Raw genomic sequence first — 23,420 nt, forward strand, 5'->3', positions numbered from 1 at the left:
CCCAGGTTTGAATGTAAAACCAACAATTGATTAGACTGATAGATTTGATAATTACAGATACCGTTAGCAAATTAATTTTTTAATCTATCGGTTTCTGAGCGATTGCTTAGAAATAAATAACTATAGGTTTTTTGAAAGAATGTAAAAAGATGATTAAGAGGCTACGTTTTTTGGGGATAGTTATTACTATTACTATCGTCATTTTTATCTCACTGGGATTAATGGAAACATTGACAGATCAACAAGCTTCGATTTCCCATCCTCTCACTTCATTAACCGAGGCAGAAATTAGCACAGCTGTTTCGATTATCAAAAGAGAAAAAACTTTGAGTGAAATGGCAGCTTTTCCACTTATTGCTTTACAAGAACCAGATAAAGAAGAAGTTCTAAATTTTACACATGGTAAAGTCTTTGGGCGAAAAGTTTTTTTGGTAATCTATGAACGTTCAGAAAACCAAACCTTTGAAGGAATTGTTGACATCAGAAGCAAAACCTTAAGTTTTTGGAAAGAAATAGCGTTTGTTCAACCTGCGATCGTGAATTCAGAATATGAATTAGCAACTCAGATAGTTAAAGCCGATCCTCGATGGCAAAAAGCAATGCAAAGGCGGGGAATTACTGATTTTGAGCAAGTCAAAATTAGTTGGTGGGCACCAGGAATTCTCAGTCAACAGGAAGAAGCAACAGGTAATCGTCTTTGTCGCGGCTTATTTTACTACAAAGGCAAAAGCTGGAACTATTACGGTAGTCCGATTGAAGGAGTCTTAGCAACAGTAAATTTGAATACGGGTAAAATTGCTAGTTTTGTTGATAGACAAAACGTACCTTTTTCTCAAGAAAACTGGAATTATGATATCAAACCCTTGGGAAAATTACTGTCACCACTTAAAACATTGAAAATCCTCCAACCTAATGGTATAAGTTTCCAGATTAAAGACAATGAAATTAACTGGCAAGGTTGGAAGTTTCGCTATTCAATGCATCCTCGTAATGGATTAATGCTTTACCAAGTGACGCACAATGACGGAGAAAAGATTCGACCAGTTTTATACCGCGCTAGTCTCTCAGAAATGGTAGTACCTTATGGCAATCCTGAACCTACTTGGTCGTTTAGAAATGCCTTTGATGTTGGAGAATACAACTTAGGTCTACTAGCAAATACGATGGAATTAGGTAAAGAAATTCCTGAAAATGGCTTGTTGCTAAATGCTGTATTTGCTAATGAACAGGGAGAACCTTATCAAATACCAGGGGTTATCGGCATCTACGAGCGCGATAACGGAATGCTGTGGAAACACTATGAGTATAATACTCAGCGTAATGATGTCCGTCGCAGTCGAGAATTAGTGATGAAGATGACGGTAGCCATTGACAACTATGATTACAGCATCAATTGGATCTTTCACCAGGATGGGACTTTGGAAGTCCAAAATGAATTAACGGGTATTATACTGGCGCAAGGAACGGCTGCCCAAAAGCAATCTGATGATGATTCTTATGGTCGGTTAATTGCTAAAAATATCTTTGGAGTAAATCACCAGCATTTTTTCAACTATCGCCTAGATTTCGATGTTGATGGTCAGGCGAATTCTGTGATGGAAATGAATGTGAATGCTTTGCGGATGGATGAGAAAAATCCTTTAGGAAATGCGATCGCAGTTGCAGAAACTCCGCTAGCCAAAGAAACGGCTGCTGTGCGTGATTTAGATATGAAAAGCAGTCGGGAATGGATGATTGTTAGTGCAGACAAAAAGAATGTTTTAGGGGCTGCACCTGGATATATGCTGATGCCTGAAGGAAACTCCATATTTTTCCCTGTGGAAGGCTCAAAAATCCGTCAACGGGCAGAATTTGCAACTCATCACCTCTGGGTAACAAAATATAAACCTACTGAACTTTATGCTGGGGGCGATTATCCCAACCAAACGAAACCCGGACAGGGTTTACCAAAATATATCTCAGATGATGAGTCTTTGCTGGGTGAAGATATCGTACTGTGGTACACAATGGGCGTAACTCATATTCCGCGATCGGAAGATTGGCCTGTGATGCCTGTTCACCGAGTTGGCTTTAAGTTAGTCCCTAGAGGATTCTTTAGCCGGAATCCAGCGATAAATTTGCCAGAGTAAAATATTCGTTTTCTAAAGTTTCCCTTGGTTCAGTTTTTTTGTAATCTGTAAACCTGTAACTTGAATGCTGATAAGCTTATCGTAGGTCAAACACTGGCAATTTTCACAATAGGATACCTCATGAATTTTCCAGAAATTAATATTCCCGGTGATGGAACACTGTACGCTCGTTTAACTACTTCCTTGGGTGAAATTGTAGTTCGTTTGGAAGAAGAGCGAACCCCCAACACTGTCAAAAATTTTGTCGGCCTAGCAACCGGAACAATCGACTGGAAAGACCCGAAAACTGGTCAATCTGGTAAGGGAACTCCAGCTTATGATGGCGTTCGCTTTCACCGAGTCATCCCTGATTTTATGATTCAGTGTGGCGATCCTCTGAGTCGTTATCTAGATACAGCCAGTCGCTGGGGTACTGGCGGCCCGGGATACCAATTTCAGGATGAGTTTCATCCTCAATTGAGACACACTCGTGCAGGTATCCTGTCGATGGCTAATGCGGGACGCGGTACTAATGGTTCGCAATGGTTCATTACAGAAGCACCAACGCCTCACCTTGACAATAATCACAGTGTTTTTGGTGAAGTTGTCGAAGGTTTAGATGTAGTTAGCAAGATTGCAAATGTGCCTACAACTAGAGATCGTCCGAATCAAGAAGTGGTGTTAGAAAAAGTAGAAATTTTTCGGAAGTAATTAACACTTCGGTTTGTAGTAAACATTTTAGTGCTTATATAGCAGGAGGCAGGAGGCAGGAGGTAAAACTATTACTTTTCTTCGCATTCACGCTTGTCATTATGTCCTAACCTATGTGACTACGGCTATATCATGTCCGCTTGATTACTTATTAAACCCGAAGAACCCTAAATAGCCAAAGCTACGCTTCGTCTTCCCCGCTTGTGGGGAGGGGATTAAGGGGTGGAGTGTAATGACTAGGGGAATCATAACTAATCATGCGGACATGATATTACTACAAACTTGCTTACCCATCGAGATTTTGCAGTCCCATCGCAATCTTACTATGTTTTTCAATTTGCCCCATGACTTGTTTTGCACGTTGAATAACTACGGCTGGTAAACCTGCTAATCTTCCCGCTTCAATTCCATAAGACTTATCAGCACCTCCTGGTTGGACTTGGTGCAAAAAGATAATTTGGTCGGGTAATTCTTTCACTGTCACTTGATAGTTAGCCACACTCGGTATAATGCTAGCCAGTTCATTTAATTCGTGGTAATGGGTGGCAAAAATCGTCCGTGACCGAATATCCACTGCTATATATTCTGCCACCGCCCAAGCTATGGAAAGTCCATCAAATGTTGCTGTCCCACGACCAATTTCATCTAATAGTACCAACGACCTAGATGTGGCATGGTTGAGAATATTTGCGGTTTCATTCATCTCCACCATGAAGGTAGATTGACCAGTTGCTAAATCATCTACTGCACCGACACGAGTGAAAATGCGATCGCATATTCCCAATCTGGCAAACCTAGCTGGTACAAAACTACCAATCTGTGCCATTAACTGAATTAATCCCACCTGACGCAAATAACAACTTTTGCCACTGGCATTTGGCCCGGTAAGAATAATCAAATCGGGACTGTCATTTGTCTTTTGTTCTTCGTCATCTGCTAATGACTCTTGACCCAATTGCGTTGAATTCGGCACAAAGAACCCCGCAGGTAAAGATTGTTCCACCACTGGATGACGACCATCAACAATATTTATCTCCCTTCCTGGCAACATTTCGGGACGACAGTAACCTTGATGTACCGCCAACTCAGCCAAACCACACAATACATCTGCTGCCGCCACTGCACGAGATAAATTGCGAATTACTTCCGCTTCTTGTGCTACTTCTTCCCGCAACGCCGTAAAAATCTCATATTCCAACTGATTTAAATCATCTCGCGCTGTGAGAATTCTAGCTTCTCGTTCTTTTAAATCAGGGGTGATGTAACGCTCCTCATTGGTCAAGGTTTGCTTGCGGATATAATTAGCAGGTACTTGGTCGGCTTTGGTGCGGGAAATACTGATATAATAACCAAAGGTTTTGTTAAATCCTACCTTCAGTGTGGAAATTCCTGTCTTAGCTCTCTCATCAACTTCCAAGTTGGCAATCCATTGCTGGTCTGCTTCTACGGTCGCTTTTCTTTCATCCAACAAAGGATTTACACTGGGGCGAATCAATCCGCCTTCTTTAATTAGTATGGGTGGCGACTCTACAAGATGTGCGTGTAACTTTTGTGCTAATTCTTCCAATATACTTGGGACTTTCTGCAAAGCTTTCAAAAAAGGAGAACGCGTCTCAATTACTAAGTTGGCTAATTCTGGTAAGCGTGAGAGGGAATCTGCTAAAGCTACTAAATCTCTAGCATTAGCTGTACCAGAACCCGCCCTTCCTGTGAGTCGTTCCAAATCATAAATTTGCCTTAATAACTGGCGTAAATCTTGACGCAGGGGCGTATTTTCGATTAATTCTTGGATGGTATCTTGTCGCGCCCGAATGCCTTTAATATCGACTAGAGGTTGCAACAACCACCGCCGCAAAGCGCGCCCACCCATTGCTGTACTAGTTTTATCTAACGCCCAAAGTAGGGAACCGTGAAAAGTACCATCTCGAACGGTTTGGGTAATTTCCAAGTTACGGCGGGTTTGATTGTCAACAATTAGGTAGTCGGTGACAGTATAGCTGCGGAGTCTCTGGAGGGTGACAGGGTTTTCTTTTTGAGTATCTTCTAGGTATTCTAGAAGACCACCAGCCGCACGAACGGCGAGGGGAAGACGATCGCAACCGAGTCCTTCGAGCGATCGCACTTTAAATTTCTGCAATAATCTCGGTCTAGCTTCACCTTGAGAAAAGGGAAGTTGCGATCGCAAACTATAACAAAATGATGGTGGCAAACACTCCGGTAAATGTGGCGAAGTTTCTCCCGGACGCAGCAAACTCCCCAAATCGGGCGCATTTGTCGGAACTAACACTTCTGAAGGTTGCAAGCGCATTAATTCTTGTGTCAAATGTTCTAAATCGCTACCTTGAGTGGTAAGAAATTCGCCTGTAGAGATATCTGCATAAGCTAAACCCCAATGATTTGCAGCAATTACTACTGCTGCAAGATAATTATTGCGACTGGATTTGAGCATTCCTTCTTCCAGCAAAGTCCCAGGAGTCAGGATGCGCGTTACTTCCCGTCGCACCAATCTCCCAGCAGCTTCAGAAGCATCTTCTACTTGGTCGCAAATTACCACTGCGTAGCCTTTTTCTACCAGCATCGTCGCGTAGCGTTCCCAAGCGTGATGCGGAACACCAGACATCGCCACTCGCCCCTGTTCCCCAGCTTGCTTGCTAGTGAGAACTAATTCTAATTCTTGCGCTATTTTTACAGCATCTTGGAAATAGCATTCAAAGAAATCTCCTACCCGATACAGCAATACCGCGTGAGGATATTTATCCTTTGTCTCGACATAATGCAAGTACATTTGACTTAGCTTACTGCGATCCACCTGTTGATGGTCAGAAATAAAAGTACTTGCATCGGGCTTGGTAGATGGAGTTTCGGAGTGAGAGGCAGTCATAGATGCTATCGAGTTATGCACGGAAATTCCCCAAGATCCGATGATAACGTGATGTGAAAGTTGAATGGCGATCGCTCAAGGATATTTTACCTTCATAGCAGATTGCAAGTTAATGAAGTACAAAAATACCCCTCCCTAACCCTCCTTGATGTATTGGCTACGGTGTACACACAAGTCTAAAATAGCTGATTAACTAGGGTTTTACCCCTCCGTAACCCTGTAAAACTTTTTTTGTTTTTTTAGGACGTTCTATTGGACTTTCTGTCACATCAATTACTACGACCTCTAATTGATAATTAGAAGTATAGCAACCGCCAGATCCATCAAGACGTAAGATAGAGTAATCATAGCCCTGTCTCCTGGTTTTCAGAATGGCTCAACCCTATAGTTACGATCTACGTGCAAAAGTGATCAAGGCCATTGAAATGGATGGACTCAAAAAATCTAGGCGTTGCATAATATAGGGAGGAATTGAGGTGTTCTACTGTGCATTGTCCATACTGTGAGTCTACTGAGATTAGAAAAAACGGAAAGTGAAGAGGTAAACAGAATCACATTTGTGTTAATTGTGGTCGTCAATTTATCAATTTCGCGTTTACGAAGTTGTAGATAATCGCCATGTAAAAAATGGCCGTGTGTTTGCAGTCATCGATCTAGGACAACCGGATGGATTTCGGGTTGACGAACATGGCAATATTTTTACTAGTTCTCAAGACAGCGTGCAGGTATACGCCCCAGACGGAACTAAGCTAGGAAAAATTCTTATCCCGGAGACAAGTACTAACGTAACTTTCGGTGGTAAGGAACGTGATCGCTTATTTATCACAGCTGGTCATTCTTTATATGCTATCGGCCTTAATACCCGTGGTGTACAACTATGATTTATCAATTTGGGCTGGGTGTAGCGATCGCCTTTTTTCTGGCTGCATTTAGTTTACCCCAACTAGGCCCACACTTGTTAAGTTCACTCTCTTTTGTGTATCCCGACGGATTTCCAGGATTGGCACTTTTGCTACTTAGACAGGACTTACGCAACTGGCACAGGCGAGCGCTAAATTTTAGTACATGAGTATTGGCATGAGTGACGTAACTGGTACAAGGCGAGCGCTATTTAATAGTACATTTGTATTTTAAAAGTGAGTTTAAGTGATCGGCTCAAGCTGAAATTAGTAATACTAATCAATTGTGTAAAGTAGACTGGAAAATTTTCTGAGAAAATTAATAGAGGGTGCATCGATGTTAGGTGGCGGAATTTTTCTAATGATTGGATTCCTGACACTCTTATCAACCTTGCCAATTCTCTGTTCAATGATTTTTGCGACATATTTAGACATTTCTGGAAGTAAGCCTTTTGTAGCCCAAGATCCATACTTAATTCCTAGAACAACAGTATAAAGGCCCTTTAGGAAAAGGTGAACCGCCAAGTTGCGAAAAAGCTTTTATGTACTGCGTTATGCTGATTGCGATCGCTATTTTAGTCCCTGGTGCTTATTCACTTGATGCTTTAATTTTTGGACGCTGATACATACATTATTAGGACTTACGCACAGGTAACGGAAAACGAACCACAGAGTACGCAGAGGTCACGGAGAAATGAGACTTTAAGACGGTTTTTGCGCAAGTCCTAATTATTTATCAATATGCTTGGCATTGTGAAAAATTGAAGGCTAGAATTTATTTCCTAGCCTTTTGTCTTTAAGACATATTTGCAATGAGGATATTAGTAAACAATTTTATTTAAGAGCGGCTAAAGTTCGGCGTCCAATTATTCCGTCTGCTCTTAATCCTTTAGACTTCTGAAATTTCATTACCGCTGCACGAGTCTTATTATCAAAGACACCATTCACACTTGCTGTATAAAATCCTTGTTGCTTTAAAGAATTCTGAACAGTTTTCACTGTCTCTCCCCTGCTGCCTACCCTTAATACAGTACCAGTACTACGCTTTGCCACATTATTGGACTTGTACTTGGCACTAACCTTTGGTACAGCATTAGGCTTTTTCATAGTGTTGCCTTGCTGAGTACTTTGGGCAATGTGGGTAGCGGTAGCCGTTGTATTTTGGCTTTTATTATTAGTTAAAGAGTAAGCAGGCAAAGCAGTAGCTAGAGTCAAAGCAGGGAGCAAAGCAAGTATTTTCCAATTCATCTTCTTGTTCCTTCCAACTGTATGAGATTTTGCAATTTCTATTTGAATCATCTTCATAAGGGACTGTGCCTTAAGTGATTCTCCTCTGTAGATTCTGGTATGTGGGTTTAGTCTAAGACTATTTCCCAAGCCAGAGCTATAGCATCACACGTTGTATTGACAAAGCTATTGCAAAATTGTGACAAAAGCATGACTAAATGTATTAAAATTTATGTCGCCCAAAATTGCGCTCTGATTTATGAGAATTTCCCTAATATCATTCTGCAATCAGCCAAATTGTATGTCCATCAGGATCTTTTATTAAATAACCTTGCTTATGAGAAAAAGAGCTATCTACAATCGGTATTTGATTCTGCCGTAGCTTATCTATTAGCTGCTCAATATCATTGGCAACAAGCTCAATTTGCACACTTGCAATATCGTAACTTTTCCAGTCACTTGGTATCGGACGGCCCTTTCCAGGCAAAATGTAGTCTAACAGTTCAATTCCTACACCATTTTCAACTGGTTGCAGTGCTGTAATTCTCACTTTCGCTCCTGATAAGTTATCCAAGCGAGTTTGAGTTGCACGCCAGTTAAGACTGCGACTATCAATTTGCATTCCCAGAAGGTCGCAGTAAAAGTGTAAACTTTGCTCAGTGTGAGAAACTGCGATCGCACTATGATCGATTCCCAGAAACAAGCTATCACTATTTTGATGCCATTTATCTTTACCTTTATCAGGCGGAAACCAAATTAACTCTAAATCATGACCATCAGGATCTTTAAACTTAAAAGCGCGGACACCATCAGATGCTTGATTATCAGGTAGTATTGTCTGGGGGGCAACTGAAATTGATTCAATGGGAAATGAACGCAAGTGAGTATAAGCGCGATCCATATTACTCACTACAATCGCCAGATGTTGAAACCACAGATCATTACTTTGTGAATCGCTGGGAATTGGTTTACCCTGAATATTGACATATTCGATCAACTCGATAAATTCATCTCCAAGTTGTAAGGTAACAATGCGAACTTTTGCTTGAGTTACATCTTCTGTGCTGAAATTGTGCCCTTCAACAGTAATGTCAGAAACTAGTTTAAAATTCAGTGCTTCTTGATAGAAACTTAAAGAGCGATCGCAATTTGTCACTGTTAACCCAATAGCTCGAATTTTTCGCACCTGTTCCTTACTATGAGTAGGCATCATCAATAAAAGCCCCTTTTATCCTTCAGTCTCTAATCTTTTTTCTCTTCACCCAACATTTTCAATAATTTTCTTGCAGCTAAAACGCCTAGAACTCCTGCACCAACCACTTCTACTGCTTGAACAACTTTTTTGCCTACATTATTAGGATCAAGGTGATGGTGAAAAATCTCTTCATCCAGCCAATCACTAGCAGCTTTGAAATCATGAATTGGAGTTGGTAATAGCGTTAAATAAGTGCCTTGACGGATTAAATGCCCAGATTCGCCTGTAATTTCCAAAACATTAAAAATATTAGCAGCAGCATCATTTAACCCTAATTTTAAGAGAGTTCCGCGTATATTTACCCTTGCTGATTTGAGGTCTTCGCCTAACGCTAATGCTTTCAAATTTCGGGCAATATTGGCTCCTTGCTGATAAGCAACTTGAGCTGTTAGCGGCAGTGATTTATTCTCAACGGCTGCACAATCCCCGCCTGCAAAGACTTCTGGAAAGTCAAGTAGTTGCATTGTGGGAGTAACTAAGGGGCGATCGCGACGATCGCGATGTTCTTGGGAAATTGGTAAATCTTTAATCAGTGGATGAATAGAAGTACCAGCTGTCCAGACAGTGGTGTACGTTGCCAGTGTATTAACTTGATTATTGCTCTTATATTCAATTGCATTAGAGCGAACAGCAGTAGCTTCCGCTCCCATAAGAATTTCAACTGGTACAGTGCGCTTTTGTAATTCTTTCTCAGCAATTGGGCGTAGTGGATCGTTAATATCGGCATCAAGAATTTTTTGACCATGATTAAGCAGTACTACCCGGATTTCATGAGAATTTCCTCCCATAGCGCTATACCAATGTGGAAGTAAATCTGCTAAAGTAGCTGCCATTTCGACACCAGAAGCACCACCACCAACTATGACTATTGTTAGTAGTTTCCGGCGTTGTTCTATATCTTCTGTTTTGACTGCTTTTTGTAAACAGTCGCGTAAATGACGGTCAAGAGCGATCGCATCTTCTTGTGTCCAAAAAGGGAAAGCGTGTTCTTGGGCACCTTCAAGATGATGATAAGCAGTAACATTGCCTAAACCTAAGACTAAATTACTGTAGTTGTAGGAGTTTCCCGAAGCTAATTTTATTTCTCGTTGATGCAAGTCTACCGATTGCACTGTATCTTGCACAAAAATGACACCGCTACCTTTAAGCAATTCCGAAAAACGCGGTACTACTTGAAAAGTATCCATCTCACCATCAAAATACTCATAAAGTAATGGCTTAAAGCAAAAACGTTCATTTTTATCAATCAAAATTACAGAACGAGGATAATGTTCGTGAGCTAGGTGTAAGGCTGTAAATAAGCCGGTGAAACCACCACCGACAATCACAGTTTGGTAAACTGGGCTGTTCATAAAATATCTCCAAAGTATTGTCAAATTATGATTTCGCCAGGATGTTAAGCATTGAAATCAGATTTTTTTGTTTGATGACGCACAGGTGCAAAGAAACAGTCAAAATTAAGACTTTTGCAAAAGTACAAATGACAAATGACCAATGACAAATCTACTATATGAATATAAATAACGCAATTAAAATGACGCTGAGGAATAAAGCGAAAGCAATAGCGTATTCAACTCTACGACTAAAAAATCCTACAGCAGCAATGAGAGCGATCGCTATCCCAACAATGCCAACATATTGCTCTTTTTGTAAACCTTGTGCAATGAGTGGATCTTTATCTGGTGCTGGTGTTTCTTGAACTGCTTTTGGGGCAAGTTCTGATGCTGGTAGTTCTTGCAATAATAACTTCATCAAATTACTCCTGAAAATACTTAGAAATCATGAACATTTTTATGCTCGCCAAAGATAAATAAGCGAGAAAAGGAAGACCCAAACTACATCAACAAAGTGCCAAAATAAAGTTGTCGCACTTGTACCGAAGTGAGTCTTATTATAATTGCCTGGAATGAATGAGCGAATCAGCATGATTATCTGAAGCACTACACCAGCTAGAACGTGTAAACCGTGGAAACCTGTCAGCAAATAGAATGTGGAACCAACTAATCCTGTAGTAATCTTGAAATCAAGATTTTTCCACTCAACTAATAGACCAATTAAAAAGTAGGTTCCCATTGCGATCGTTATCAGCCATAGCCCGCGAAATTTACTCAGTTGATTTCGCTTGAGGGTATTTTCTGCTGGTTGAATCACAAAGCTACTAGAAAGTAAAACTACCGTATTAATAATCACGGGTTTAGATAATTCTGGTCCAGAAATACCCGGTGGTAGCCAGTTGGTAGTATTCAGTCGTAGAGCAATATAAGTAAAGATCAAACTCAAAAAAATGATACTTTCTGACAACAGGAATACAGTAAATCCAAACATTCCTTTGCCATGATGATCTTCATGACTTCCGCCACCACTTGGTAGAAAGCGCTGTAACCAATTCGGTAAGCGTCGCCGCCATTGGTCAAAACGGATCGGACTTTCATCTATATGAATGTTGCCACGTTGCATAATTTTGGGCATTGGGAATTAAGAATTGGGCATTGGGATTGAATCTTCAATTTTGAATTTTGAATTTTGAATTTTGAATTGATTTCTCCCCTGCTCCCATTTCCTAGTGATCACTATCATTAGAATCTTCCACGAACGAATATTTTGGATCGCCATAGTCGTAAGGAGGTCTGTTGACCACAGGAATCTCTTCAAAATTGTCTCGCGGAGGTGGTGAGGAAGTTGTCCATTCTAATCCTGTAGCGTGCCAGGGATTACCAACTGCTCTGACTCCATATAGCCAGGAACCGACAATGTTAGCAATAAAAGGCAGTGTCGATGCTCCCAGTAAGAACGATCCCAGGCTAGCGATCACGTTCCAACCCTGATACTGGGGATCGTAGGAGGAAATTCGGCGTAACATCCCTTGCAAACCTAATGGGTGCATGGAGAAAAAGGTGATATTGGCAGGAATAAAGGTTAACCAGAAATGCAGCTTACCCCAACCCTCGGCGTACATCCTGCCAGTTATTTTGGGAAACCAAAAGTAAATTCCGGCAAAGATTGCCATTGTGATTGTATTAAAAACGATGTAGTGAAAGTGACCTACTACAAAGTAAGTATTATTGACGTGGATATCAAATGGGGTGGCGGCAAGCATCACACCAGTGACACCGCCAAAAATAAACATCACTGCACCTCCCATTGCAAATAGCATTGGTGTCTCTAGGTGCAATTTGCTCCTCCAGATAGTAGCAGTCCAAGCGAATGCCTTAACACCAGTGGGTATGGCAACTAACATCGAGGTGGCCATGAAGGTCATCCGCATCCAGTCGGGGGTAGCACTGGTGAACATGTGATGCACCCAAACGAAGATGCTGACTACAGCAATACCTAAAGAAGCAAGAGCAACTGACCGATAGCCAAATAGAGGATTGCGAGAAAAGGCTGGCAGGACTTCCGCAATAATACCGAAAGCTGGTAGCGCCATGATATACACTGCGGGGTGAGAATAGAACCAGAATAAATGTTGGTAGATAATCGGATCGCCACTTCCTTCCGGTTTAAAAAACTGTGTACCGAAGGAGAGGTCAAACAACAGCAGTATCAATGCACCCGTCAAGGAAGGCAAATTAATCAGCTGCAACAACTGGGCACTAAAAACTGACCATACAAAGACGGGCATTCTAAAAAATGTCATCCCTGGCGATCGCATCCAAAAGATTGTGGTAACAAAGTTGACAGCCCCCATAATTGAGGAGATGCCGATTAGTACTAGGCTAACTATCCAAATAAATTGACCGTTAATCAACTGATCCCCTGGAACTTGCAGACTAACTGGTGGATAAGACCACCAACCAGCTTGTGCAGTCCCGTTAGGTAGCAAAAAGCTAGACAGTAGTAAAAGACCGGCTGGTGGCAAAATCCAAAAAGAGATGGCATTGAGCAGGGGAAAAGCCATGTCCCGCGCTCCAATCATCAGTGGCACTAGGTAGTTAGAAAGACCTGCATTGAAGGGAATAACCCACAGGAAAATCATGATTGTCCCGTGCATGGTGAATAAACCGTTATAGAGGGGACGGTCAACTAAATTTGCTTCCGGGGTGAGCAACTCAGCCCGGATGATCATCGCCAACAGTCCACCGAGAAGAAAGAAAATGAAGGTCATTACCATGTACTGAACACCGATTACCTTATGGTCGGTGCTGAAGCTGAAATATTCCCGCCAGCCATTCTCAGGTTCTCTATTTTTGGCTATAGCTTCACTCAAATCATGTGTCATTATTTATCTTCCTTTGATTGGCTATAGCTCTTTGAGCAGGTGTGACAGTATGCCAGCCGCTTTTGAATAATGTCTTTGGTGGTTGGATATTTTCAGCAACTGCCTTTGGAGCATTCCCACTTTCGCTAGACACCGTTTGCGCGAGCCACTGATTATACTTATCAAGAGATTCAACGTATACATCTGTCTCCATCAAGGCAAAGTAAGTACCACTAAATTGAGAATCTTTCAGTCGATATTTGCCTGGGCGAATGGGTGTTAGCACAATGTCAATCTTGCGCCCTGGAACAATATCCTGTTTTAAGCGAAACTCAGGAACGTAGAAACCGTGAATTACATCCTGTGCTTGCAGATTTAAGCGAGTGCTGCGATTGATCGGCAAATGTAATTCCTTACTAGTAACATTATTTGGATAGCGAAAAGACCAATCTGACTGCTTAACGAAAACATCTATTGTTTCAGATGCAGGTTTGGGGGCATCGCTAACGGTTGCAGCGTAGGCGGGTGCAGATTCTAAGGGCGCGTGCAAATGCACAATTTGGCTTAGACCGAGAATATTTAATTGCTGATAAATATTGAAGCTTTGGAAGGCAATCCATATTACTAACAAACTTGGTGTCGCTGTCCACAATATTTCTAGCTTCCCATTACCTCTAGAAGGGTGTCCCTCAGTGTAGTCTTCCGGAGGGGCGCGATGGAAAACTATGGCATACACAATAACACCAACCAACCCCAGCAAGATGAATGCTCCAATTGAGACTAAAAAGCTAAATAAATCATCTACGCGTTGTGCTTCTGCTGTCGCCTGGGGAGGCATCCAAGAAAACGCCTGTTGTCCAATCCATCGACTGACAATTAGCAGTACTGCTATATAAAACGCTATTAGTACATATTCAAAAGAACTAAACATAATAATTTCATATAAGAGTACTTCCCGCTTGATTATTTGAGTAGTAAATTTGGATTTTTACCTTCTTGGAGTAACTTCGCAGCAGTAACGTGAATTCCAAACTCTTCTCCCAATTGCGCTCCTAAAGTTCCGTGGACAAACAAGATGCCCAATATTGCAATACCTGCTAATAAGTAACTCCACTGCACCTGCCTAGAAGCATCCTTGCGCCAGCGATAGCGTTGTAAACCTCTCCATACTGTCATGGCTGCGATCGCTCCCAACAGCGAAACGCCACCCAAACCATGCAAAAGCATCGTCCAACCAGCAGTTAACCCCCAAGCGCTCTTTTGATCGATTGGTGGATTTGCTAGCAGTAGCTCGAAAAAACCAGCTGCAACCGTGAAAAAAGTGATAAAAGCTGCTCCTATAAGGTTATACCAGCCGACATCAAAAAAACCAGAACGCAGGGTAGGCAGACCCAAAAATTTGAAGATTGGTTTTTCTAAAGCAAAAAGTGCTCCGGCAATATCAAAAATGATCGCAAGAATGAATAAACCCAATGTTAGATGCACCAGTTGCGGATGTATCGGAATCTCATAAGGTAATCCGTTAGCATTCAACCTCAATCTCAACTGGTCAATCAGTTGCCAGTTCATGGCGAAACTCCCTGCTTCATCGCTTGCACAACTGGCTCGATATGTAACCCGTACACCCAAATTAGCTTACTCCCTAAATAGACTTGCAAGCATACTAGGCAGACTAAAAAGGTTGCAGCACCTAAGTAAGCAGGTGGTACTTTCCGTGGAGTGCGTTTGCGAATCACGAAACGCCAAGCTGTAATGCCAACGACAATAGCCGCCAGTGACCAACCCATCAACGTATGAAAATTCAGTGTTGGTTGGACTGCTGGGTAGATGTTCGCCAGACCTGCTTCAAACTGACCAAGAATCACCGCTATAAAGATAGCTGCTGAGGCCACAAACATATTCCAGAAACTCACCTCAAATAAACGCACGTTGCGTGTGAAATAGCCCAGCACATCGCACACGAAAGAAAAAAGCACCATCGCGATTACAAAATGGACAACGATCGGGTGCAGAGGATCGGGGTACAGTAAATTTTGGTTATTCAGAGACAGAGCAGGCATCGCTTTCTCCTTCATAGGTCTAAATATTATTTAGATGCGTTGCATGGAATTTTCATCCGCCTAACGCACCATTCATATTTTTAAGAATACTGTGCTAACGCCACAGATCAACCAATTAAAAAATATTGAAAATTTCCGATGCACTGAAATTCTTTAAGTAAATTTTGAAAAAAAACTTTTTCCATATTTCCTATTTTTCAGCAATTATTTTTCACAAACAAATGTTATAACTGGCTCAAACAACTACCTTATTTTTGATTAAATGCAATCTTTGAAAAGAGCCAATCTTATCAGACATTGGAGAGGCTGATAATAAGCTTTTAACGTTTTTTATGGTTCTTTTATTTAGGTCATTTTATATTTTCAATTGATTGATTAACTAAAATATTTCACTTTGACCAATAGCCTAACTTGCTTTGAATATACCATAAATCTTTATTATTAAGATTAATATCAGCTTGAATCTTGCAATTTTGCAAATCTTAATAAAGAATAAACATACTGTTGTCACAGAAATGACAAATGATTGAAATATTTTTTAGTCCAACAATATGCTATTTATCTTTCTCTAGATAGATTAGAAAAATACTATAGATTCTTAAAATTATAAAGAGGTTTTGCTTTCTTAATTACAGAATTAACTGAATCTTAAAATTTAAATAGCCAAAGTAATATTACAATACTACGCCGAGAAAGCAAAAGTATCATGAAAGCCTTCCAAATATTCAAGAACTCACAACCAATACAAGCTTTAAAAATATCGAAAGCATTATGAGCTATTCCCCTTACCTGCTCAAAGGTCAAAAAGCACTTGTGACAGGTGCTAGTTCTGGCATTGGTGAAGCGATCGCTCGCTATTTAGCTTTCTCAGGTGCAGCAGTAGCCGTCAATTATCATTCAGAAGCTGATTCAGCGCAAAAACTTGTTGATGAGATCAAAGCGGCTGATGGTGAAGCATTTGCTATTCAAGCTGATGTCAGCAAAGAAGACGAAATAAAGGCGATGTTCAGCCAGACAATCGAGCAATTCGGCACTATTGACATTTTAATAAACAATGCTGGTCTTCAAAAAGATTCACCGTTAATAGATATGACCCTTGACCAATGGAATAGAGTTATTGGGGTGAACCTGACAGGACAATTCTTATGTGCAAGGGAAGCTGCAAAAGAATTTTTGCGCCGAGGTGTACAACCCGATATTTCATCTGCCGCAGGTAAGATTATTTGTATCAGTTCAGTGCATCAGGTAATTCCTTGGGCGGGTCATGTTAATTATGCCGCGAGTAAGGGTGGCATAAATATGATGATGCAAAGTATTGCTCAAGAACTTGCACCCCATAAAATTCGCGTCAATAGTATTGCTCCTGGTGCAATCAAAACTCCAATTAATAAATCAGCTTGGGATACTCCAGAGGCCGAAGCGAAGTTACTAAAACTGATTCCAGCCAAGCGTGTCGGAGAAGTGGAAGACATAGCCAAAGCATCAGTTTGGTTAGCTTCTGATGACTCTGATTATGTCTATGGTACGACACTATTTGTAGACGGTGGTATGACCTTGTATCCAGGTTTTACGGATAATGGTTAATTGACAATGCTTAAAAAAGTTACTGTCAATCCTGGTTTAATAACCATCAACGATTAAATTTGGCTGTAGAAACGTTTTGGGGTGATGGCGCACTAACCCAGTGGGAAGTTACCCATCTGGATGGTGAATTAGAAGTTTCTGCATAATTATTATTTACTCTCATGGCATCTAATTCATCTCATAAAACTATATTTGCAGCGATGGGCGCTAACTTAGCGATCGCTATTACTAAATTTATTGCTGCCTCTATTACTGGCAGTTCCGCCATGATATCTGAAGGGATTCATTCGATAGTAGATACTGGGGATCAACTGGTGCTTTTGCTAGGAATTCGCAGGAGCCAAAAGCCAGCAGATGATAGCCATCCCTTTGGTTACGGTCAAGAACTTTATTTCTGGACTTTCATCGTTGCTATCCTGATCTTTGCCATTGGCGGCGGCATGTCAATTTATGAAGGAATCGCTCATTTAATTCATCCTAGCCCTTTAGAAAATCCAAAGTGGAATTATATTGTGTTAGGTATTGCAATATTATTAGAGGGTTTTTCTTGGACTGTAGCTTTAAAAGAATTTTTGCCGACCAAGGGTAGACAAAATTTCTGGCAAGCAATCAAAAATAGTAAAGACCCCACAGTATTTACAATATTATTTGAAGATTCTGCTGCAATTTTAGGTTTATTCGTTGCCTTAATCGGAATATTTTTAGGACATTTATTTAATAATGTTTATTTTGATGGCATTGCCTCGATTATTATTGGCATTATCTTGGCTATAGTAGCAGTGATACTAGCAAGAGAAAGTAAAGGATTATTACTTGGTGAAAGTGCTAATCCTCAAACTATAGCAAATATCCGTTCTTTGTCAAAAACTGAACCTGGAGTGCAAGAAGTTATACGTATATTAACAATGCAGCTTGCTCCCCAGGAAGTATTACTCAACTTAGAAATTCAATTTTCTAAAAATTTGACAGGTGAGGAAATAGCATTAACAGTAGAAAGTTTAGAAGTAAAAATTAGTCAAAAGCATCCTGAAATAAAACAAATTTTTATAGAAGCAAAATCATTAACTGCTGCTCGCAAATTTCCACCAAATCAATAAAATTTTAATCACATAAATATCAAATACAAAATTTTCCAAAAATATTCAAAACTTATCTACACAAGAAAATATGGTAAAAATTATTGGTCAAGCAGAAGCTTTTGGCTCGCCAGGTATTGAACCTCGATGGACTCAAGCGAATAAAGATGGAGTCGGAACAGCTTACTCTACCTCTAGTCGCGTTTGGTTTACTATCTGGAATGGTGTTGTTACTGAAGTCTACTATCCCACAGTAGATAGACCTCAAATTCGGGATTTGCAGTATCTAATTTCTGATGATAAAAGCTTTTTCCACGAAGAGAAACGCCATCTCGAATCCAAAGTGGAACCGATGTGGACTCATGGTTTAGGATACCGTATCACTAATTCTGATCCCCAAGGACGTTATGCTGTAATCAAAGAAGTGATTGCCGACCCGCATTTATCCTGTATTTTACAGCATACAAAATTAACAGGAGAGGGTGATTTTATCTCCCAACTTCATTTATATGCTTTTTGTGCGCCGCATCTAGAAGTTGGAGGTATGGGTAATAATGGTTACGCTGTAGAAGTTGCTGGGCATCGAATTCTGATAGCCGAGAAACAAGGAACATGGCTGGCGCTGGGTGCAACAGTTCCCTTTACCCGCCTTTCCTGTGGTTACGTCGGTAAAAGTGATGGCTGGACAGATTTAGCTGATAACTTCCAGATGGATTGGGAATTTGATCGTGCTGTAGATGGCAACCTTGCTCTAACTGGAAAACTAAATCTAGATTGCACTAAAGAGTTTACTTTAGGGCTGGCATTTGGTACAAACCAGCACAATGCAATTTCTACACTATTTCAATCGCTCGATATTCCTTTTGAACAGCAGAAGCAGCAATACAACCAACAGTGGGAGCGATCGCGCCGTAATATCCGACCGCTAGAAGATGTTTCATATAACGATGGAAAGTTGTATCACAACAGCATTAGTTTGTTATTAGCACATGAAGACAAACTTTATCCAGGTGCGTTGATTGCATCCCTTGCCATCCCTTGGGGTGAAGCCAAAAACGACCAAGACGAAGGAGGATATCACCTTGTCTGGACGCGGGATATGGTAAGTAGTGCATCAGGTTTAGTGGCTGCTGGTCAAACAGAAACAGCAGTGCGATCGTTAATTTATCTCGCCACTAGTCAGCAGGAAGATGGCGGTTTTGCCCAAAATTTCTGGGTTGATGGTGAACCTTACTGGAAAGGTATCCAACTAGATGAGGTGGCATTTCCGATTCTTTTAGCATGGCTATTGCACCAACAGAAGACTTGTTTAAAATTCGATATTTATCCGATGGTTCTGCGGGCAGCGGGTTATTTAATTCGTAACGGCCCGGTTACTCAACAAGAACGCTGGGAAGAAAACAGTGGTTATTCACCATCAACACTAGCATCCAATATTGCCGCCTTAATCTGTGCTGCTCAATTTGTTTGTCAACATGGAGATGAAGCAACAGCAAAGTTTATAGAAGAATACGCAGATTTTTTAGAATCTCACATCGAAGCTTGGACAGTAACTACTGAAGGAACTTTAGTTCCTGGGATCAAACGGCATTATATCCGAATTACTCCCTCAGATATTAATAATCCTCAAGCCGACGACAATCCTAACCAAGGAACTGTTTTCATCACCAGTCAACCAGCTGGTGAACCAGCAGAATTTCCAGCCAAGGAAATTGTCGATGGCGGATTTCTCCAATTAGTACGCTATGGAATTCGTAAACCAGATGACCCGATTATTGTTGATTCTGTCAAAGTAATTGATGCAGTTTTAAAAGTAGATACACCCGTTGGACCTTGTTGGCATCGTTACAACCACGACGGCTACGGTCAGCAAAAAGACGGAAGTCCTTATGTCGGTTCAGGTAAAGGACGTGCTTGGCCTCTGTTGGCAGGAGAACGAGGACATTATGAACTAGCTGCTGGCGGGAATGTCAAAACATATATTAAGGCGATGGAAGGATTTGCTTCAGATACTTGTTTGCTACCAGAACAGGTTTGGGATGAGGCAGATATACCTGATATCTATATGTTTTTAGGAAAACCAACAGGTTCAGCGATGCCTTTAATGTGGGCACACGCAGAGTATATCAAGCTGCTACGGTCAACTGATGACGGACAGGTGTTTGATTTTATTCCAGAGGTGGCAAATCGCTATTTAGGCGAAAGAAAGCAGTGTAAATCATTGGAAATTTGGAAGTTTAACCGACAAATCAGCCAAGTAAAAAAAGGTCAGACATTGCGAATTGATGCTTTAGTATCTTTTCAATTGCACTGGTCAGATAATAATTGGCAAACCACACAAGATACGCTTTCCACTTCCACAAAGTTAGGAGTGAATTTTGTAGATATTTCTGTTTCTGATAACCAGCAACAGCCAATCAGCTTTACCTTTTTCTGGATTGAAAGCAGTAAATGGGAAGAACGCAATTATACAGTTGCAGTTGATTAGTAGTAATTATTGCAAGTTTTCATAGTTTGTAGTAAGCATTTTAGTGCTTAGAAAACAAGGATTAAAGTCCTTACTCACACAAGAAAAAAGAGCCATTTTTATGCAGAACAACTCATCAAATAAACCAATAATTGACTACTGGCACGTCTGGACAGATCGCGACGGTATAAGTCACCAATCCCGTTGTCAAATTGAAGACTTCATTGAAAAAGGTATAGCCCCAGATACTTCACCGCAGTGGCTTTCTAAGTTGAAACAGCCCGGTGCTACAATCACCTTTACTGTGCTACCTGTAGGATGGGTTGGCAACTGGCATGAGAACCCGAAGCCTCAGTGGCTAATTCCATTGTCGGGACGCTGGTTTGTGGAAACTATAGATGGACAGCGAGTCGAGATGGGTCCTGGCGAAATTTCATTTGGAGAAGATCAGAATACAAAAGCAGACGTGCAAGGTCATAAAGGTCACTTATCTGGAACAGTAGGCGATGCACCTGCTGTTATGATAATGGTGCAACTTGAGGAAACTCCGACTATAGAGCAATCCTGTCGCTTGAGGTAAGGCTTTGCTTAAAACTACTAACATTTATTTTAGTATCAGTAGACCGAAAATTTTACTCATGGATATTACGTAATCATGGGAGCAGTTAGGGACTTCCAACTAAAAAAATATCCATCGCTTTGGTGAGCAGGGGAAGCAGGGGAGGAAGAATTTAGAGATACTACCTTTATCTAATTAAATAGTAACGAAAGATTAAGCATACCAAGTCACTTTAAGTGATGGGGTAAAGTAATATTTATTAGGGCAAATAGAATAAAAGTAAAGATAGGGAGTAAAATATTTGAACAAATTAAAACTGATTTGATTCAGAACAAATATATGTTTAGTATACTTTGGGGTATTGTTGTTATACTGGTTGCCTTTTGGGCATTAGGACTAACACTTCATATTGCCGGAAATCTAATTCACGCAGTGTTGCTTATAGCCATTGGCCTTGCTATCTATAATTTTTTCAAAGCGCGTGATGTGTGAATGCTTTGTTTGTTGATAAGCGCAAAAAACAAGCAAAGAATTTTTGTGCATATTTGAACAAGCATCGAAGTCGGATTATCAATTATGGTTACTATTAGTGGGACTTAGGCAAAAAACACCGATAAAATGACCTCAAACGTATATTCCAAAGGGTTTTGACCTCATTTTGCTTGGTTTGTTGATATATCTGGGTTTCAGGCGTTTTCAGGCATTTGGTGTATTTCCCTAACCCTGCAAGGGTTTGAGGCTTATTTATTGCTAAAAAATGTTTAAGTCCCGTTAGGCAAAACAGATTTGCTCTATTGGTTGTGGATCTGTGGAGTCTGCTATTAAACAAATCGGTCTGAGGTTGAAACTTTCTGGTGCTCAGTGGAATCCTACCAATGTGCCCTCCATACTACAACTTCGCTGTGCCTACCTCAATGGTCAACTTGCTATCTAATGTTTTTGCAAAAATGGGATGCTCCCTTGAATAACCTTGCTTTTACCTGGGTTCATCAACCCATAAGGATCGACTATTTCTTTAAATTTTAACTGCTCAGGAGCAATAACTTTTCTGCCGCTGTCTTCAATAATATACGTATGAGGATTGGCAATACTCACACCTTGTTCTTCGTGATAGCAGATAATTTCATTAAGGCGTTCTTCTGTGGTGTAGCGCACAAGTTGTAATGCACCAGGAACTACGACACCATTCACCCGAAAAAATTCTAAATGCATCATTACCTCATCGCCGAAATAATCATACATCTGCTCTACTAGTTGCAAACTGCGATGGTGAGGAAACATACTTTGTAAGTAGGTAATTGCGGTATCTACACTCCGGGCAAGTAAGGTTGTGTGGTTCCAGCTAAATTCTGCTAAATGTGTACCTTTGTCTGCTTCCTCGGCTGGTTTTTTATATGTAATTTGTCCGCCGTATTGCTGCACCAAAGCTGGTAAAAATTCCAAACTAGGCTCGGAAATGATCAAAAATACTGAGTGAGTTTCTTCAGGAATATACTCTTGTAGGGCGTGAAAGTACTGGGAAATTTGGGATGCAAAGACAGAAATCAACTTTTTAATCATGCCATCAGCATTGCCAATTGCCTGACCAAACTTTGCTGCTGTCATAAAGTCGTCAAAGGTGACAATGACTTCTGCCCAAGGATATGCTGGCCCTAAAGGAATTTCGACTTCAGTGATAATCCCATTAATTCCCCAAGTATGATTCACCTTTTGGACATCATCGCCGCGTAATTCGATCGCCCAGGGTTCTTCTTCTACAGTTATCACTCGCAGTGCTAAGATATTACCGCGATCAGCTAATAACCCATATTGGATCGAGCCAATGCCCCCACTTCCCCCAGCAATAAATCCGCCAATTGTGGCTGTGCGGTACGTAGAGGGTGCCATGCGGATTTCCCAGCCGATTTCTTGTGTTTTTTTATCTAAAGCCGCCAACTTCACCCCAGCTTCTACCCGCGCTACTCCCGGTTTTACCCAAAGAATCTCTTGCAACCGCGTCATATCTAAAATTACACCACCGTGCAACGGCACACATTGCCCATAATTCCCAGTTCCCGCACCTCGCACAGTTACAGGTATACGATGTTTTGCACAGGCGGCTGCAACTTTTAAAACCTCTGCTTCATTAGCAGGACGCACTACGATATCCCCAACTTTTCCCTCTAGTTTCGACACTAATACGGGGCTAAAAGTGTGATAATCCTGGGATAATTTTGCGACTTGGGTAGAGTCGGTAATAGTTTCTATACCTTCTAGAGAATTAATTAGGGCATCTAATTTTGTCGTCATAACTTATTCCTTTTTTTAACGCAGAGAAACGCAAAGGAACACAGAGAATTAACTTTTCTACGAACCTTTGCGCTTCCCTGTGCGCCCCTCTGCGTTTTAAAATCTT

Annotated in this window: 20 protein-coding genes and 2 pseudogenes; 11 read left to right on the forward strand and 11 right to left on the reverse strand. The window is 40.9% G+C overall.

The annotated features are described in order from the left end of the window. The first annotated feature begins 149 nt into the window (after positions 1-149). On the forward strand, positions 150-2,129 hold the full coding sequence (locus tag V7K89_RS25180) for a primary-amine oxidase (RefSeq protein WP_335192025.1): 1,980 nt from the start codon (positions 150-152) through the stop codon (positions 2,127-2,129). Between the two features lie 120 nt (positions 2,130-2,249). Next, positions 2,250-2,819, forward strand: coding sequence for a peptidylprolyl isomerase (locus tag V7K89_RS25185; protein ID WP_335192027.1), 570 nt, complete (start codon positions 2,250-2,252; stop codon positions 2,817-2,819). A gap of 286 nt (positions 2,820-3,105) precedes the next feature. Here the strand turns inward: V7K89_RS25185 and mutS are convergent, their stop codons facing one another. Continuing rightward, positions 3,106-5,700 (reverse strand): DNA mismatch repair protein MutS, encoded by a 2,595-nt coding sequence (mutS, locus tag V7K89_RS25190; RefSeq protein WP_335192029.1) that lies wholly within the window; start codon positions 5,698-5,700, stop codon positions 3,106-3,108. A gap of 486 nt (positions 5,701-6,186) precedes the next feature. Here mutS and V7K89_RS25195 point away from each other — a divergent pair. The 3 genes and pseudogenes from V7K89_RS25195 to V7K89_RS25205 all read left to right on the forward strand — a co-directional run. Next, positions 6,187-6,285 (forward strand): annotated as a pseudogene (locus V7K89_RS25195) (IS1/IS1595 family N-terminal zinc-binding domain-containing protein); the annotation flags it as partial. Positions 6,286-6,335: 50 nt separating this feature from the next. Continuing rightward, complete coding sequence (locus tag V7K89_RS25200; RefSeq protein ID WP_335192076.1) at positions 6,336-6,581, forward strand: SMP-30/gluconolactonase/LRE family protein; 246 nt, start codon at positions 6,336-6,338, stop codon at positions 6,579-6,581. Next, complete coding sequence (locus tag V7K89_RS25205; RefSeq protein ID WP_335192031.1) at positions 6,578-6,769, forward strand: hypothetical protein; 192 nt, start codon at positions 6,578-6,580, stop codon at positions 6,767-6,769. Before V7K89_RS25200 ends, V7K89_RS25205 begins: the two co-directional genes overlap by 4 nt. 664 nt (positions 6,770-7,433) lie before the next feature. Here V7K89_RS25205 and V7K89_RS25210 read toward each other — a convergent pair. The 9 genes from V7K89_RS25210 to V7K89_RS25250 form a co-directional block, all read right to left on the reverse strand. Beyond that, positions 7,434-7,847, reverse strand: a complete 414-nt coding sequence (locus V7K89_RS25210; RefSeq protein ID WP_335192033.1) for a peptidoglycan-binding domain-containing protein — start codon at positions 7,845-7,847, stop codon at positions 7,434-7,436. Between the two features lie 256 nt (positions 7,848-8,103). Continuing rightward, entirely contained in the window at positions 8,104-9,039 is a 936-nt protein-coding gene (locus tag V7K89_RS25215; protein ID WP_335192035.1) for a VOC family protein, read from the reverse strand. 29 nt (positions 9,040-9,068) lie between these two features. After that, positions 9,069-10,433, reverse strand: a complete 1,365-nt coding sequence (locus tag V7K89_RS25220; RefSeq protein ID WP_335192037.1) for an NAD(P)/FAD-dependent oxidoreductase — start codon at positions 10,431-10,433, stop codon at positions 9,069-9,071. 154 nt (positions 10,434-10,587) lie between these two features. Then, positions 10,588-10,833, reverse strand: coding sequence for a hypothetical protein (locus tag V7K89_RS25225; RefSeq protein WP_335192039.1), 246 nt, complete (start codon positions 10,831-10,833; stop codon positions 10,588-10,590). A 39-nt stretch (positions 10,834-10,872) separates the two neighbouring features. Beyond that, positions 10,873-11,538: a cytochrome c oxidase subunit 3 gene (locus V7K89_RS25230; protein ID WP_335192078.1), complete on the reverse strand. Its 666-nt coding sequence runs from the start codon at positions 11,536-11,538 to the stop codon at positions 10,873-10,875. A 103-nt stretch (positions 11,539-11,641) separates the two neighbouring features. Next, positions 11,642-13,300 (reverse strand): cytochrome c oxidase subunit I, encoded by a 1,659-nt coding sequence (locus tag V7K89_RS25235; protein WP_335192041.1) that lies wholly within the window; start codon positions 13,298-13,300, stop codon positions 11,642-11,644. After that, on the reverse strand, positions 13,290-14,210 hold the full coding sequence (locus tag V7K89_RS25240; protein ID WP_335192043.1) for a cytochrome c oxidase subunit II: 921 nt from the start codon (positions 14,208-14,210) through the stop codon (positions 13,290-13,292). The genes V7K89_RS25235 and V7K89_RS25240 overlap by 11 nt, the downstream gene beginning before the upstream one ends. 32 nt (positions 14,211-14,242) lie before the next feature. After that, a complete protein-coding gene (locus V7K89_RS25245; RefSeq protein WP_335192044.1) occupies positions 14,243-14,848 on the reverse strand; it encodes a DUF2231 domain-containing protein in 606 nt (201 codons plus the stop codon). Further along, a complete protein-coding gene (locus tag V7K89_RS25250; RefSeq protein ID WP_335192046.1) occupies positions 14,845-15,339 on the reverse strand; it encodes a DUF2231 domain-containing protein in 495 nt (164 codons plus the stop codon). The genes V7K89_RS25245 and V7K89_RS25250 overlap by 4 nt, the downstream gene beginning before the upstream one ends. Positions 15,340-16,110: 771 nt before the next feature. Between V7K89_RS25250 and V7K89_RS25255 the strand changes: the two genes are divergently transcribed. From V7K89_RS25255 to V7K89_RS25280, 6 genes and pseudogenes are all read left to right on the forward strand, one after another. After that, positions 16,111-16,923 (forward strand): SDR family oxidoreductase, encoded by an 813-nt coding sequence (locus V7K89_RS25255; RefSeq protein WP_335192048.1) that lies wholly within the window; start codon positions 16,111-16,113, stop codon positions 16,921-16,923. A gap of 161 nt (positions 16,924-17,084) precedes the next feature. Then, on the forward strand, positions 17,085-18,020 hold the full coding sequence (locus V7K89_RS25260; RefSeq protein WP_335192050.1) for a cation diffusion facilitator family transporter: 936 nt from the start codon (positions 17,085-17,087) through the stop codon (positions 18,018-18,020). A 70-nt stretch (positions 18,021-18,090) separates the two neighbouring features. Then, positions 18,091-20,487 (forward strand): glycoside hydrolase family 15 protein, encoded by a 2,397-nt coding sequence (locus V7K89_RS25265; RefSeq protein WP_335192052.1) that lies wholly within the window; start codon positions 18,091-18,093, stop codon positions 20,485-20,487. Between the two features lie 100 nt (positions 20,488-20,587). After that, complete coding sequence (locus V7K89_RS25270) at positions 20,588-21,046, forward strand: cupin domain-containing protein (RefSeq protein WP_335192054.1); 459 nt, start codon at positions 20,588-20,590, stop codon at positions 21,044-21,046. Between the two features lie 318 nt (positions 21,047-21,364). After that, positions 21,365-21,517 (forward strand): lmo0937 family membrane protein, encoded by a 153-nt coding sequence (locus V7K89_RS25275; RefSeq protein WP_094351065.1) that lies wholly within the window; start codon positions 21,365-21,367, stop codon positions 21,515-21,517. A 286-nt stretch (positions 21,518-21,803) separates the two neighbouring features. Beyond that, positions 21,804-21,959 (forward strand): annotated as a pseudogene (locus V7K89_RS25280) (ISKra4 family transposase); the annotation flags it as partial. On the opposite strand, the gene V7K89_RS25285 reads toward V7K89_RS25280, so the two are convergent. After that, positions 21,956-23,314 carry an FAD-binding oxidoreductase gene (locus tag V7K89_RS25285; RefSeq protein ID WP_335192056.1) on the reverse strand — a complete coding sequence of 453 codons (1,359 nt, stop codon included), beginning with the start codon at positions 23,312-23,314 and terminating at the stop codon, positions 21,956-21,958. The pseudogene V7K89_RS25280 and the gene V7K89_RS25285 overlap by 4 nt on opposite strands. Positions 23,315-23,420: the final 106 nt, after the last annotated feature.

Source organism: Nostoc sp., from assembly GCF_036917515.1.
Taxonomy (GTDB): Bacteria; Cyanobacteriota; Cyanobacteriia; order Cyanobacteriales; family Nostocaceae; genus Nostoc.